Annotated in this window: 15 protein-coding genes; 5 read left to right on the top strand and 10 right to left on the bottom strand. The window is 66.7% G+C overall.

All coding sequences use genetic code 11. From position 1 onward, the window contains the following. Positions 1-21: 21 nt before the first annotated feature. The 3 genes from AC5P8U_RS00675 to purB all read right to left on the bottom strand — a co-directional run bounded on the left by AC5P8U_RS00675 (position 22) and on the right by purB (position 4,448). Positions 22-918, bottom strand: coding sequence for a GNAT family N-acetyltransferase (locus tag AC5P8U_RS00675; RefSeq protein WP_439426291.1), 897 nt, complete (start codon positions 916-918; stop codon positions 22-24). 9 nt (positions 919-927) lie between these two features. Beyond that, positions 928-2,340: a ribosomal protein uL16 3-hydroxylase gene (locus tag AC5P8U_RS00670; RefSeq protein ID WP_072168348.1), complete on the bottom strand. Its 1,413-nt coding sequence runs from the start codon at positions 2,338-2,340 to the stop codon at positions 928-930. 740 nt (positions 2,341-3,080) lie between these two features. After that, complete coding sequence (gene purB / locus AC5P8U_RS00665) at positions 3,081-4,448, bottom strand: adenylosuccinate lyase (RefSeq protein ID WP_447897326.1); 1,368 nt, start codon at positions 4,446-4,448, stop codon at positions 3,081-3,083. Between the two features lie 292 nt (positions 4,449-4,740). Between purB and AC5P8U_RS00660 the strand changes: the two genes are divergently transcribed. After that, positions 4,741-6,168: a class II fumarate hydratase gene (locus tag AC5P8U_RS00660; RefSeq protein WP_334271536.1), complete on the top strand. Its 1,428-nt coding sequence runs from the start codon at positions 4,741-4,743 to the stop codon at positions 6,166-6,168. Between the two features lie 71 nt (positions 6,169-6,239). Here AC5P8U_RS00660 and AC5P8U_RS00655 read toward each other — a convergent pair whose 3' ends face one another. From AC5P8U_RS00655 to AC5P8U_RS00625, 7 genes are all read right to left on the bottom strand, one after another. Further along, positions 6,240-6,665 (bottom strand): hypothetical protein, encoded by a 426-nt coding sequence (locus AC5P8U_RS00655; RefSeq protein WP_072168172.1) that lies wholly within the window; start codon positions 6,663-6,665, stop codon positions 6,240-6,242. A gap of 106 nt (positions 6,666-6,771) precedes the next feature. Next, entirely contained in the window at positions 6,772-7,377 is a 606-nt protein-coding gene (locus AC5P8U_RS00650) for a YggN family protein (RefSeq protein WP_447897325.1), read from the bottom strand. A gap of 28 nt (positions 7,378-7,405) precedes the next feature. Continuing rightward, positions 7,406-8,293, bottom strand: a complete 888-nt coding sequence (locus AC5P8U_RS00645; RefSeq protein ID WP_334271538.1) for a GIN domain-containing protein — start codon at positions 8,291-8,293, stop codon at positions 7,406-7,408. A gap of 25 nt (positions 8,294-8,318) precedes the next feature. Beyond that, positions 8,319-9,347 carry an ABC-2 transporter permease gene (locus AC5P8U_RS00640; protein ID WP_065178601.1) on the bottom strand — a complete coding sequence of 343 codons (1,029 nt, stop codon included), beginning with the start codon at positions 9,345-9,347 and terminating at the stop codon, positions 8,319-8,321. Then, positions 9,344-10,219 (bottom strand): ABC transporter ATP-binding protein, encoded by an 876-nt coding sequence (locus AC5P8U_RS00635; RefSeq protein ID WP_005417484.1) that lies wholly within the window; start codon positions 10,217-10,219, stop codon positions 9,344-9,346. The genes AC5P8U_RS00640 and AC5P8U_RS00635 overlap by 4 nt, the downstream gene beginning before the upstream one ends. Continuing rightward, entirely contained in the window at positions 10,219-10,578 is a 360-nt protein-coding gene (locus AC5P8U_RS00630; RefSeq protein WP_005417481.1) for a GntR family transcriptional regulator, read from the bottom strand. Before AC5P8U_RS00630 ends, AC5P8U_RS00635 begins: the two co-directional genes overlap by 1 nt. Positions 10,579-10,580: 2 nt before the next feature. Further along, a complete protein-coding gene (locus AC5P8U_RS00625) occupies positions 10,581-10,817 on the bottom strand; it encodes a hypothetical protein (RefSeq protein ID WP_072168169.1) in 237 nt (78 codons plus the stop codon). A 368-nt stretch (positions 10,818-11,185) separates the two neighbouring features. Here AC5P8U_RS00625 and AC5P8U_RS00620 point away from each other — a divergent pair, with 368 nt between their 5' ends. From AC5P8U_RS00620 to AC5P8U_RS00605, 4 genes are all read left to right on the top strand, one after another. Beyond that, positions 11,186-11,773, top strand: a complete 588-nt coding sequence (locus AC5P8U_RS00620; protein WP_072168168.1) for a glutathione peroxidase — start codon at positions 11,186-11,188, stop codon at positions 11,771-11,773. 96 nt (positions 11,774-11,869) lie between these two features. Beyond that, positions 11,870-12,847: an FKBP-type peptidyl-prolyl cis-trans isomerase gene (locus AC5P8U_RS00615; RefSeq protein ID WP_014037761.1), complete on the top strand. Its 978-nt coding sequence runs from the start codon at positions 11,870-11,872 to the stop codon at positions 12,845-12,847. Between the two features lie 23 nt (positions 12,848-12,870). Continuing rightward, entirely contained in the window at positions 12,871-14,220 is a 1,350-nt protein-coding gene (locus AC5P8U_RS00610) for a UDP-glucose dehydrogenase family protein (protein WP_072168167.1), read from the top strand. Continuing rightward, entirely contained in the window at positions 14,213-14,455 is a 243-nt protein-coding gene (locus AC5P8U_RS00605) for a SlyX family protein (RefSeq protein ID WP_005410256.1), read from the top strand. Before AC5P8U_RS00610 ends, AC5P8U_RS00605 begins: the two co-directional genes overlap by 8 nt.

Raw genomic sequence — 14,455 nt, 5'->3', positions numbered from 1 at the left:
GGTTGGGTCAGCGGTGCCGGCTCAGATGCCGAGCGCGCGCAGTTCGCTGCAATCGCGCGAACGGTCCCAGACCCGCTGCAATTGCTGCCCGAACGGCTGCGAACGTGCCGGCAGCGCGACGCCGGCCTCGCCGTCGAGGCGATGGCCGATCAGACGAAAGTAGAAGTCGCCCGCATCGTTGAGCAGGCAGGCCGAGACCAGCGCGCGGTCGACCGGATCGCTGACCTCGCGGAACTGGATCACGCTTGGCAGACGCTGGGCCAGCGCCAGCAGCGGTGCCCCGGCAGAGGCGATCGCAGCGGCATCGTGCACGATCACCCGCAGCTGCTTGTCGTGGCGGGCGGTGACGAAGCGGCGCAGGGCGGCCTGCACCGGCGCCGCGTCGAGCAGTCCCGGGTCCAGCTGGCGGCTGTGCAGCCACAGCTGGCGGCGGGCGCGGTGGACGATGGCCGTGGTGATGGCCACCGCCTCGGCGCGGCGGACGATCGCGCTGGTCGCGCCCAGCCGGCGGCGCATCTGCTGGTGGCCGATGCCGGCCTCCTCGAACACCTCGCCTTCAGGCAGGAAGCCCTGGCGGGCATAGAATTCGCGGGCGGGCAGTTGGGCGTGCAGGTGCAGCTCGGCCAGGCCGAGCCTGCGCCCGGCCTCGACCAGTGCCTCCAGCAGGGCCTCACCGACCCCGTGGCTGCGATGGCTGGCCAGCACGGCCATACGGCCGATGCGGCCGTCCGGGGCCAGCCGACCGGTGCCGACCGGCTGGTTGTCACTGTCCAGTGCCAGCACATGGACGCTGACCGGGTCCAGCGCATCGCGTTCCAGTTCCGCGGCGATGCCCTGTTCCTGCACGAACACGCGTTGGCGCACGTCGTGGATGGCAACGTGGGCGTCGGCGTGGCTGACCTGCTGGACCCGGACCATGGTGAGGGCTCAGGCCCGGCCCGTGCTGTCGTCTTCGTCGTCGTCCTCGAAGTTGACGATGACCTCGATACCGTCGTCGTGCACGGTCACGGAGTGGACATCGTCGGACACCGCGTCGGCGTCGATCGCGTCGACGCGGTCACGGCCTTCGACCACTTCGCCGAGGACCACGGCGTCTTCGCCGTCGTCCTCGTCTTCAGCGTCATACATTTCGCTGGGATCGATCAGCTGGAACACGCCGCCGACCAGCAGCTGCTGGAGCACGGCCCGGCCCTTGTCGGACAGGCCGCGATAGGCGGCGGCGTCGAGCTGCTCGGCGCCGGCCAGGCGCTGGGCGTCCTTCACCGGCAGCGCGAAGTCCTGGCCGCTGACGTACAGGCTGGCGCCGCGCTTGGCCCGGCGCCAGGCCAGGCGTGCCCACGGGTGGCGCTGCAGCAGCAGGCCGGAGGCCAGTGCCTGGACCACTTCCTCCGGAGCCGGCGCGGCCTGGTGGGCCATCACTTCGCCGGCGGCGCGGTAGGTGGTGATGAAGCGACCGAACCAGTCACCCAGCTTGTCCGGGTCGTTCATGCGGATGGCGTTGAGCGCGGTGATCACCCGCGCCATCGCTACCGTGTCGATTTCGTTCGGGTCGGCTGGCACCTTGAGGTCGGCATCCTGGTAACGGATGTTCTCGTCGGCATCGGCGATCAGGGTGTCGAGGTAGTCGCTGATCAGTTCGGCCGAGGACGGCGCGCGCATGCCGAAGGAGAACGTCAGGCAGGGATCCTCGGCGACGCCGTGGTGCGGCACGTTCGGCGGCAGGTACAGCATGTCGCCCGGCGCCAGCACCCAGTCGTGGGTCGGCTTGAATACCTTCAGCAGCTTCAGTTCCACGTCCGGGCGGAAGCCCAGCGGTGGCTGCTTGCCCTTGATCGATTCGCTGGCGTCGATCTGCCAGCGGCGGTGGCCGTGGGCCTGCAGCAGGAACACGTCGTACTGGTCGACATGGGCGCCGACCGAGCCGCCGGTGGCGGCGAAGCTGATCATCACGTCATCCATGCGCCAACGCGGCAGGAAGCTGAAGTGCTCGATCAGGGCGCGCACGTCCGGATCCCACTTGTCCACGTCCTGCACAAGCAGGGTCCAGTCGTGGTCGGGCAGGGCGGGGAACACGTCTTCCTGGAACGGGCCGGTGCGCACGCGCCAGCCGTCCCGGGTCTTGTCGTGCTCGATCAGGCGCGCCAGCACGCCTTCCTCGCAGGCCAGCCCGGCCAGGTCTTCCGGCTGCACCGGGGTCTGGAAGTTGGGGAAGGCGTTGCGGATCAGCAGCGGGCGTTTCTGCCAGAAGTCGCGCAGGAAGGTGGCCGGCGCCATGCCCAGCGGCTGGCCGGGGCGGGCGGTGACTTCGATGAGGGGGGCGGAGGACTTGCGGGCGGCCATGGGGGAATCCTTGCAGCGGAAAGCGGGAGGGGCGGCGTGGCGGGCCGCCATGGGTTGCATTGTCCGACGTTCGTGGGGATTGCGCACGTGCGGTGGTTTGTCGCGGGGTGTCCGGCCAACGGCGGAGCCCCTCGTGGCGACATCTTGGTAGGGTCGACTGTTAGTCGACCGGCTTCATGGGCTTGGCCGGGCGGGTGGGCCATGCAGGGGACGCTGCAAGTACGTCCCTGTAAGCTCGATGGCGCCATCCATGGCGCCAACGCCCCTGCACGGTCCACCCGCCCGGCCCCTGACAGTTTCCTGCGGGGCCCGCCACGGAATGGAAGAAGAAAATCAAAGGCAAGAGCGGGTCGCGCGCTGCGCTTGCTCATGCCCTTGTAGAGCCGAGCCCACGCTCGGCTTGCTTTTGCCCACGCGAAAATCAGCCGAGCATGGGCTCGGCTCTACAAAACCCCCACAAACAAGGAGGGACGCGGCGAAGCCGCGTCCCTCTCTCAAATTCCGTCCCGACAACCCAACGCTCTTCGATCCGTCACCGGACAACTGTCAGAGGTGGGGCGGGTTGGGTTCGCGGGGGTATCCGCGCCATGGATGGCGCGGCTAAGCCTCCACGGACGGATTCACGGCGTCCCCCGCGAACCCAACCTGCCCCGCCCAGCCAGCAGCAATCCAGAGCCGCTCTTGACGTTGATGTTGCCTGCCGCAGGCAGCGCACGCGGCCGCCGCCGCAAGCAAACCCCTTAGATCTTCTTCGCCAGCGCCTCGGCCAGACCGGTGTAGCTGCCGGGGGTCATGTCCAGCAGACGCTGCTTCGCATCCGCCGGCAGCTCCAGCCCCTGCACGAACGCACGCATCGACTCGGCCGTGATGCCCTGGCCGCGGGTCAGCGCCTTCAGCTGCTCGTACGGGTTCGGCAGGCCATGGCGGCGCATCACCGTCTGCACGGCCTCGGCCAGCACTTCCCAGGCCGCGTCCAGATCGGCATCCAGGCGCTGCGGGTTCACTTCCAGCTTGCCCAGGCCCTTGGCCAGCGAATCCAGCGCCACCTGGCTGTGGCCGAACGCGGTGCCCAGTGCACGCAGCACGGTGGAATCGGTCAGGTCACGCTGCCAGCGGCTGATCGGCAGCTTCGCGCTGAAGTGCTCGAACAGCGCGTTGGCGATACCGAAGTTGCCTTCCGCGTTCTCGAAATCGATCGGATTGACCTTGTGCGGCATCGTCGACGAGCCGACTTCGCCTTCCTTCAGGCGCTGCTTGAAGTAGCCCAGCGAGATGTAGCCCCAGATGTCGCGGGCCAGGTCGATCAGGATGATATTGGCGCGACGCGCCGCATCGCCGATCTCGGCGATGTTGTCGTGCGGCTCGATCTGCGTGGTGTACGGGTTGAATACCAGGCCCAGGCCGGTCACGAAGCGCTCGGCGAAGGCCGGCCATTCCACGTCCGGGTAGCTGGCGATGTGGGCGTTGTAGTTGCCGACCGCACCGTTGATCTTGCCGGTCAGTTCGACCGCGGCGATCTGCCGGCGCTGGCGCTCCAGGCGTGCGACCACGTTGGCCAGCTCCTTGCCCAGCGTGGTCGGCGAGGCGGTCTGGCCGTGGGTGCGCGACAGCATCGGCTGGCCGGCCTGGGCGTGGGCCAGGGTGCGCAGGGTGCTGGCGATCCCGTCCAGGGTCGGCAGCAGCACCTCGCGGCGGGCCTGTTCCAGCATCAGTCCGTAGCTGAGGTTGTTGATGTCTTCGCTGGTGCAGGCGAAATGCACGAATTCCAGCGCCGGAGCCAGCTCGGCGTCGTCCTTCAGCTGTTCCTTGATGAAGTACTCCACCGCCTTGACGTCATGGTTGGTGGTGCGCTCGATCTCCTTCACGCGCGCGGCCTGGGCCGGGCTGAAGCGGGCGGCCAGGTCGCGCAGGCGGGCGACGGCGGCGTCGGAGAACGGCGCCAGTTCGACGATGCCCGGTTCGGCGGCCAGCGCCAGCAGCCATTCCACCTCGACCGTGATGCGGGCCTTGATCAGGCCGTATTCGGAGAAGATCGGGCGCAGCGCGTCGACCTTGCCGGCATAGCGGCCATCGAGCGGGGACAGGGCGAGCAGGGCGGAATCGGACATGTCGGCAGGGCTGGGACGAGCGGCGGGGCCGATATTCTACGACGTGCCGGCGGGGCGTGCCCTGTAGAGCCGAGCCCACGCTCGGCTGCTTCGGAGAATCCGGCGCCCTGCGGGAAGCCGAGCATGGGCTCGGCTCTACAACACGGCCCTGCGGACGGAACGTTCTGGCCCGTCCTCGTCATCCCACGCTGCGGGCAAGGGAGTATCGTTGGCGCAGCCGCCAGCCCGGGAAGCGACACCCTGCCAGCCGCCGCTTCCCTTTCCCCAACTGAAGTAGTGCGGAGTTGAAGCAATGAGCAAAGCTGCAAGCAAGGGTTTCAGAATCGAACACGACAGCATGGGCGAGCTGCAGGTGCCTGCGGACGCCCTGTGGGGCGCCCAGACCCAGCGTGCCGTGCAGAATTTCCCGGTGTCGGGCCAGCGCATGCCGCGCGGTTTCATCCGTGCCCTGGGCCTGGTCAAGGGCGCTGCCGCCGGCGTCAACGCCGAGCTGGGCCACCTGCCGAAGAACGTGGCCAAGGCCATCCAGACCGCTGCTGCCGAAGTGGCCGCCGGCAACTGGGACGCGCACTTCCCGATCGACGTCTACCAGACCGGTTCGGGCACGTCGTCGAACATGAATGCCAATGAGGTCATCGCCACCTTGGCCAACCGTGCCGGCAAGGCGGGCAAGACCACCGTGCATCCCAATGACCACGTCAACCAGGGGCAGAGCTCCAACGACGTGATCCCGACCGCGCTGCGCGTGTCGGCGGTGCTGGCGACGCACGAACAGCTGCTGCCGGCGCTGGTGCACCTGCGCAAGACCCTCGACAAGAAGGGCCGCAGCCTGCGCAAGGTGGTCAAGACCGGCCGTACCCACCTGATGGACGCGATGCCACTGACCTTCGAGCAGGAGTTCGGCGCATGGTCGGCGCAGCTGGCCTCGGCGCAGGAGCGCATCGAAGACAGCCTCAAGCGCGTGCGCCGCCTGCCGCTGGGTGGCACCGCCATCGGCACCGGCATCAACGCCGACCCGCGTTTTGGCGCGCAGGTAGCCAAGGCACTGAAGCAACAGACCGGTTTCAAGTTCGACAGCGCCGAGAACAAGTTCGAAGGCCTGGCCGCGCAGGACGATGCAGTGGAGTTGTCCGGCCAGCTCAATGCACTGGCGGTGGCGTTGATCAAGATCGCCAATGATCTTCGCTGGATGAATGCCGGTCCGCTGGCCGGGCTGGGCGAGATCGAACTGCCGGCACTGCAGCCGGGCAGCTCGATCATGCCGGGCAAGGTCAACCCGGTGATTCCGGAAGCGACCGTGATGGCCTGCGCGCAGGTGATCGGCCACCACACGGCAATCACCGTGGCCGGACAGACCGGCAACTTCCAGCTCAACGTCACCCTGCCACTGATCGCGGTGAACCTGCTCGATGGCATCGGCCTGCTCGCGAATGTGTCGCGGCTGCTGGCCGACAGCGCGATCGCCGGGCTGAAGGTGCGCGAGGACCGCGTGGCCGAAGCGCTGGCGCGCAATCCGATCCTGGTTACTGCACTGAACCCGATCATCGGCTACGAGAAGGCCGCGGCCATTGCCAAGCGTGCCTACAAGGAACAGCGCCCGGTGTTGGACGTCGCGCTGGAGGACAGCGGCCTGGACGAAGCCGAGCTGCGCCGCCTGCTGGACCCGGCCGCGCTGACTGCCGGTGGCATCCAGGCGGGGGGCGGTGGCGGGGGCGGTTGATCGAACGGCGTGCGGACCAAGGTCCGCACCCACCACACGCAGGAACGCCGCCCTGGGGCGGCGTTTCTGCTTCAGCGACGGTCGGCGACGATGTTGCCGAACGTGTCGGTGTAATCCTTGAACTCGGGGATGCGCTGGATCAGGTCCGCCGGAATCACTTCCATGCTCTCCGGCGGCTGGATCTTCACCGGTTGCATGTTGGGATCGGCCGGGGCGGCGACCAGGGTGTTCTGGCGCAGCACCTGCAGCCTGCCGAACATCGTCTGCAGCATCTGCTTCTGCCCTTGGTCCAGCGGGATCTGGATCTCGTCCACCTTCATCGTGCCATCGCCGAGGATGATGATGTTCGGTGCCGGCGGGCGACGCACGGTCACCATGCCTTCGCTGACGGAAATCTTGGGCTTGCCGCGCTCGGCGCGGTGGTTGCGGTAATCCTTGTCACAGCCGACCAGGCCCAGGCAGAGCAGGGCGGCCAGCAGCAGGAACAACTTCTTCATGGCATTCGGTTCGGGGGCGTCCGGGGCCGCCATTGTAAGCCGGTCGGCACGCTACGGCCGGCAGCGGGGCGCCGCTGCCGGCCGGGTGCGCTGATCTGTCACAGGCCTAGCGCCGGACCACGGTGTCCTTGCCGCAGTCGTCGACGTCACTCTGGTCCATCGTTGCGTAGGGCTTGAACGCCGGCAGCTCGCGCGCCAGTGCCTGCTGGCTGGCCAGCATCGCCGGCATGCGGTTGCAGATGCGCTTGGCCTGGGCCTCGATCTTCTCGGCCTCGGCGTTGATCCGCTTCTCGATGCCTTCGCTGTCGCCGCTGAAAATGCCCTTCAGCGCTTCGCCGGCAGCGCTGGCGCCGAGCTTGGCGCCAGCCAGGCCGACATCCATGCCGTCCATTGCAATGGCGACGACGTGGCCGCGATATTCCAGCAGCCGTTGGCGCTGGGTTTCGTTGGCCGGCACGTCCTTGCCGTCGATCAGCAGGTGGCCATCCGGGGTGATCTCGGCACGCGGCTGCTTGTCGGCCGAGATCTTGATGTTGCCCTGAGTGATGTCCTTGCGGGCATCGTCCATGGCCTTCTTGACAGTCTGGCCGACCCCGCTGGTCGCGTCGGCCACGCTTTTGCCGACGGTGGTATCAGGCGTGGAGGACGTGCCGCCGCAGGCGATCAGCGGCAGGCACAGCAGGGTGGCAGGCAGCACGCGCAGCAGATTCATGGCAGTTTCCTCGATCGGTCCGTAGCGGTTACTTTTTAGGGGGCAGGGTGACGGTGCCGCTGACGTTGCGGTGGCCGACATCGCCGCTGCCGCTGTGGTCGACGGTCAGGCTGCCGCGCACGCCATCGACCTGGATGTCCCCCGAGCCGTGACTGCGCACATGCACATTGCCGCCGATGTCGGACAGATCAACATCGCCCGAGCCGACCACACCGACCTCGACGTTGCCTTGCACGCGCTTGAACCCGATGTCGCCGGAACCGACCGTGTCCAGTCGTGCGTTGCCGCGGACATCGCTGATCTTCAGGTCACCCGAACCGACAGTGCCGGTGACCGCATCGCCACCGATGTTGCGCACCTTGACGTCGCCGGAACCCAGCGAGAGCAGGTTCAGCGAACTGCCGCCGTCAATGTCCAGGTCGCCCGAACCCACCGCTGCATGGATGCTGCCGCGGGTGCCACGCACGATGGCATCACCGGAGCCGACATCCACGCTCAGCGACTGCGCGTTGTCCACGCTGGCATCGCCGGAGCCGACCTTGAACTGCAGCGGAAGGTTGTCCGGCACGCTGCCACGGATGTCCAGCCAGGCATAACTGCTGCCCAGGCTGATGCCGCTGTCACGGCCCTCGCGGCGCAGACTCACCACCAGCTTGTCGCCCACCTTGCGCTGGTCCAGTACCAGCTGCTCCAGCCATTCCTGGCTGGACGCACAGGCACGGCCATCCAACTGGCCACCGCCGGGGCTGGCGACCACCTTCAGGTCATGCTGGTTGACCTCGAACACCACCGCTTTGGCACCGGCCACGTCCAGCTTCAGCGCGCGGGCAGCGGCGAACTTGCAGTTCGGAGCATCGGCGGCCAGCGCCGACAGCGGCAACAGCAACAATGCAGAACAGGCGAGCAGGGAACGCATGGGGGGTGCCTCCGGGTGGATGGAATCAGATCTCGCCGGCGCGCTTGCGCAGACGGATGGCAAGGACAATGAACACGGCGCCGACGGCAGCACCGATCCACAGTTCCGGCATCGCCAGTGATTTCAGCTGCGAGGCCGGCGACATCAGGCTGACCACCGATTCGAGGTCGCGGCGCGTGCCTTCCTCGGCGCTGAGGCGATACACCAGGTCCGTGCCCGGTACGCCGCCCAGCAGCAGCCGGCCAACGATGTTCTGCCAGAACCAGCCCGTGGTCAGGCCGATCAGCGGCATCACCTTGGTGGTGCTGACGATGACGCCGGCGAACAGCGGCAGCATCACCGCCCACAGGAACGGCTTGCTGCGGGCCCAGGCCGAGCACAGCAGCAACCAGCCGGCGGTGGGCAGGGCCCACAGGGCGTAGACCGGGATCCAGGCCAGGTGGCCGGCGGCCAGGGTCAGCGGGCTGGCCGGGCCCCAGATCAGGGTCATCGGGCTGCCGCCGTGCATCAGCGCGACGATGCTGATCACCAGCATGAAGCCGAACATGGTGATGATGCCGGCGATCACCGCGATCAGTGGGGCCACGATCAGTGCGCTGATCACCTTGGACAACACGGTCTGGGTATCCGACAGCGGCAGTGACTTCCAGAACAGGATGCTGCGGTCGCGGCGGTCGTCGTACAGGGCACCCAGGCAGTAGAAAAACACCACGAAGGCCAGTACCAGGAACGGCCAGGCCGAGCTGAGCACCAGGGTCAGGTCGAGGCCGTTGCCAAGGTCAGCCAGGTCCTTGGCACTGATGTCGCGGGTCAGCAGGGCCAGGTCCAGGCCGTTGATGTTCACGTCTTCGCCGTCGATGTGCAGGCCACCATCACGTGCGGCCCGGTGCAGGGCGAACAGGCCGAAGGCGATGCCGATGGTGCTCATCACCAGCGAGATCAGGCCGGCGATCAGCGGTGCATACAGGAAACCGCCACGGTTCTCCCAGTACTCGCGCTTGAGCAGCCAGCGCAGGGTGCCCATCGGGCTGACGGGGTGGTTGACGGCATTCATGCGTAGGTCCCCTTCATGATGGCGACGAACAGATCGGCCAGGCCCGGGCTGCGGGTCTCGCCAAGGGTGGAGAGCTGGGTGCGCGGCACACCATCGAACAGCATCACGGTCTTGCCGAACGCCAGGCTGCGCTCGTCGATCGGCTTCAGCGCACGCGCGGTCTCCAGCTGGTCGGCGTTGACCAGCAGCTCGGTGTAGCGCTGGCCGACATCGTCCATGTCCGCGTCGAGCACGATGCGGCCATCACGGATGAACATGACGTCGCTGAGGATGTGCTCGATCTCTTCCACCTGATGGGTGGTGACGATGATGGTCTTCTGTTCGTCGAAATAGTCCTCCAGCAGGCGCTGGTAGAACTCCTTGCGATAGAGGATGTCCAGGCCGAGAGTGGGCTCGTCCAGGACCAGGATGCGGGCGTCGATGGCCATCACCAGCGCCAGGTGCAGCTGCACGATCATGCCCTTGGACAGTTCGCGCACGCGCTGCTTCGGTTGCAGCTTGGTATTGGCCAGGAAGCGCTCGCAGCGGGCGCGGTCGAAGCGCGGGTGGACGCCGGCGACGAAGTCGATCGCCTCGCGCACCTTCAGCCAGCGCGGCAGCACGGCGACGTCGGCGATGAAGCAGATGTCATTCATCAGCTCGTCGCGATGCAGTCGCGGATCGCGGCCGAGCACGCTCAGGTCGCCTTCCACCGAGGTGAGGCCGAGGATGGCCTTCAGTGCGGTGGTCTTGCCGGCGCCGTTGGGACCGATCAGGCCGACGATGCGCCCGCTCGGAATGCTGAAGCTGGCGTTGTCGAGGGCTACCGTGGTCCTGTAGGCCTTGCGCAGGCCTCGCGCGGTGATGACGGGTTCGCTTGCAGTGCTGTTCATCAGACGTTCCCCTGGGGCAGCAATTCGTCGAGGCTCAGGCCCAGGCGCTGGATGCGCTCCAGCACCGCGGGCCATTCTTCGTTGAGGAAGCGCTCGCGCTCGCTGCTGCGCAGCTGCGTGGCCGCCTGCTCGGTCATGAACATGCCCAGGCCGCGGCGCTTCTCGACCAGGCCTTCATCGGCCAGTTCCTGGTAGGCGCGCGAAACGGTGATGGGATTGAGTTGATAGTCGGCGGCCACCTGGCGCACCGAAGGCAGGGCATCGCCCGGCTTCAGGATTCCGTCGAGCATCATGGCGATCACGCGCTCCTTCAATTGACGGTAGATGGGAGCGCCGTCGCTCCACTGGATGTCGCTCATATTCAGCTCCGTGGGGTCAGCGGCTGGGCGAACGAGAAATACGGCATGGACAGGGAGCTGTGCAGCCGACGCGGGGGAGAGGGGGAGGAAGCGGCGTTCCCGGCCGGTGCAGCGTTTGCATCCTGCGCACTGTCGGGAGAGGCGGGGGTGGTGGGCGTGGCCAGCCAGGCCAGCACGATCAGGGTCGAAACAGCAGCGGCCGCGGGGGCGGTGAGGTTGCGACGGATGCGGGCGTTCATGGCTTCCCCCTGTCTCAGGTGACTGGTGTTGTATGCAACTATAACACCGGCACGCCTGGGTGCAAGCCCCTGCCGTCCCCAACTGATGGCAGGGGTGGTCAAATTGCTGAAATATTCACTTATCCATTTGATTGGAAAGGGAAATAAATTTGATGTAGGGGCTGATCCAGTTCCGCCTTCCATTCAGTGTTGTCCATGCTATGTCATCACTGCGCCGTCGCTGGTAAGGCCAGCGGAAAGACGCCACGCTGCGCAAAGCCGCAGGCGCTTGCCGCAACAAGGGGGGGGGGGCGGGGCGGTGCTATAGTTCGGCCGATTCCCGGCCGCTACCGGCCGGCCCTGTGAATGGCTACCGCGGACCGCTCTCGATGCACCTGCCGACCGTTATCCCGCGCCGCCTGCGCGGCCTGTCCCTGCTGACCCTGCTGGTGGCCGGCCTGGCCGGTTCCGCCCATGTGCTGGCGGCCGATCTGCTGGACCTGGAGTACCGCCCACTCGCGAGCAAGCAGCAGGTCAACCTGCAGCAGCGCTACCACGGGCAGGTACTGCTGGTGGTCAATACCGCAAGCAAGTGCGGCTATACCCCTCAGTACGAAGGCCTGGAGGCGCTGCAGAAGCGATATGCCGGCCGCGGCTTTGCCGTGCTCGGTTTCCCGTCCAACGATTTCAAGGGCCAAGAGCCCGGTGACGAAAAGCAGATCCAGGATTTCTGCACGCTCACCTATGGCGTCAGGTTCCCGATGTTCGAGAAGGTGCATGTCGTCGGTGCACAGGCGACGCCGCTGTATCAGAGGCTGACCGCGGCCACCGGCGTGGCGCCGGGCTGGAACTTCCACAAGTACCTGGTCGGCCGCGATGGCAAGGTCATTGCCCAGTTCGCCAGCAAGGTAACGCCGGACGATCCGCAGCTGACCGCCGCCATCGACAAGGCGCTGGCCGCAGCCGCCACGCATTGATATCCGGCACGGATGCCTCGACATCGACGGCATGCGTGCGACAATGTTTCTTTTCGCGCCGACGTCGGCGCCCAGACACTTCCAGGAATGCAGCGAATGAAGATGGGAATGCGCGGCGCCGCGGCGTCGGTTCTGATTCTGGCGATGGGCACTTCGGGTGTCGCTCTGTCGCAACAACCGGCTGCCCCCGCAGCCGCCAAGGAGACCGCAACCTTGAATTCCCCCAAGCAGAAGCTCGGCTACGCCATCGGCCTTGATGTCGCCAAGTCGTTCACCCCGATCGCCGATGAGATCGATGTGGCCGCGCTGCGCACTGCCGTGGAGCGTTCGTTCGAAGGCCTGCAGCCGCAGATCACCCAGGAACAGGCCAAGGCCACCGATGCCGCGTTGCGCCAGGTGGTGATGGCCCGCAGTGGCCAGCAGGTGCCGGGCATGGCGCCGGGTTCGCAGCCGCCGAAGGTCGATCGCGTCAAAGTGTCGCAGATGATCGGTTCGTACTCGGTCGGCCCGTCGCTGGCACAGCTGAAGGACGACATTGATGTCGCCTCGCTGTTTGACGCGATCAGCACAGGCCTGAGCAAGGGCCAGCCGAAGATGACGGAAGCTGACGCGACCGCCACCATCCAGGCCTTCATGGGCAGCAAGCAGGCCGAGATGCAGGCCAAGGCCGCCGCAGCCGCACAGACCAACCGCGAGGAAGGCAACGCGTTCCTGGCCAAGAACAAGACCCAGCCGGGCGTCGTCACCACCCCGTCTGGCCTGCAGTACCAGATCATCCGCCCGGGTAGCGGCGAGCGCCCGCTGCCGAGCAGCAAGGTGCGCGTGAACTACGAAGGCAAGCTGCTCAACGGCACCGTGTTTGACAGCTCCTATGGTCGCCAGCCGGCCGAGTTCGGCCTGGACCAGGTGATCAAGGGCTGGACCGAAGGCGTCGCGCTGATGCCGGTCGGGTCGAAGTACCGCTTCTGGATCCCGGGTGAGCTGGCTTACGGTGAGAACGGCACCCCTGGTGGCCCGATCGGCCCGAATGCGACTCTGACCTTCGACGTCGAGCTGCTGGGCGTCCTGCCGTAAGCGACCACGGAGCCTGCACGGACATGCGCGTTGCGATTTTCGGTACCGGTTATGTAGGGCTGGTGACCGGTACCTGCCTGGCCGACGTCGGCCACCAGGTGGTCTGCGTCGATATCGACCAGGCCAAGGTCGATGGCCTCAACCAGGGCATCATCCCGATCTATGAGCCGGGCCTGGAGCCGATGGTGAAGGCCAACCACGCCGCGTCGCGGCTGGCGTTCACCACCGATGCCGCGGCCGCGATCGGCCACGGCCAGGTCGTGTTCATCGCCGTTGGCACGCCGCCGGACGAGGATGGCAGTGCCGATCTGCAGTACGTGCTGGCTGTGGCCCGCACCATCGGCCGGCACATGAGCGTGCCGACCGTGGTGGTCAACAAGTCGACGGTGCCGGTGGGCACCGCCGACAAGGTGCGTGCCGCCATTGCCGCAGAGTTGGCGGCACGTGGCGCGGACATCGCCTTCGATGTGGTGTCCAACCCGGAATTCCTGAAGGAAGGCGATGCTGTCGCCGACTGCATGCGACCGGATCGCATCATCATCGGCGCGACCAGCGCCGAGTCGGTGGCGGTAATGCGGCGCCTGTACGCGCCGTTCAACCGCAACCACGACCGCGTGGTGGAAATGGACGTACGTTCGGCGGAGCTGACCAAGTACGCCGCCAACGCGATGCTGGCGACCAAGATCTCGTTCATGAACGAAATCGCCAACATCGCCGAACGTGTCGGCGCCGATGTCGAGCAGGTCCGCCAGGGCATCGGCTCGGATCCGCGCATCGGCTGGCATTTCATCTACCCGGGCGCCGGTTACGGCGGCTCGTGCTTCCCCAAGGATGTGCAGGCGCTGGCCCGCACCGCGCAGCAGGCCGGCCTGGAGCCGAAGCTGCTGAACGCCGTGGAAGCGGTCAACGATGCGCAGAAGGGCCATCTGTTCGCCCTCATCCAGCGTCATTACGACAAGGGTGAAGACGAAGGTGTGCGTGGCAAGACCTTTGCCGTGTGGGGCCTGGCGTTCAAGCCGAACACCGATGACATGCGCGAAGCTTCCAGCCGTCGCCTGCTGGCGCAGCTGTGGGAAGGCGGCGCGACGGTACGTGCCTACGATCCGGAAGCGATGCACGAGTCGCAGCGCATCTTCGGCGAGCGCGATGATCTGGTGTTCTGCAGCAGTGCCGACGAGGCGCTGCAGGGGGCCGATGCACTGGTCGTGGTGACCGAGTGGAAGCAGTTCCGCAGCCCTGATTTCCAGACGCTGCGCGAGCAGTTGAAGGACGCGGTGGTGTTCGACGGCCGCAACCTGTACGAGCCGGCGGATATGGAAGCGGCGGGCCTGGCGTACTACGGCATTGGCCGGGGGCGCTCGCTGCATGTCTGATCTGCTGCCAACCGAACGCGAGCAGGCGCTGGAAGCGCGCCTGGTCGAACTGGAAATGCGCGTGTCCTTCCAGGAACAGGCGCTGGCCGAACTGAGCGATGCGCTGGCCGATGCCCGCATGCAGGGCATGCGCAACGCCGACGTGCTGCGCGTGCTGCTGGAAGACCTGGGCAAGGTCCGCAACGCGCTGAATTCTTCCGATCCGGCGAGCGAACCGCCGCCGCCGCACTACTGA

The organism is Stenotrophomonas sp. YJH_SMC_81, assembly GCF_059370875.1.
Note: the sequence above shows the minus strand (reverse complement) of the source record. Positions and strands in the feature narration are given on the sequence as shown.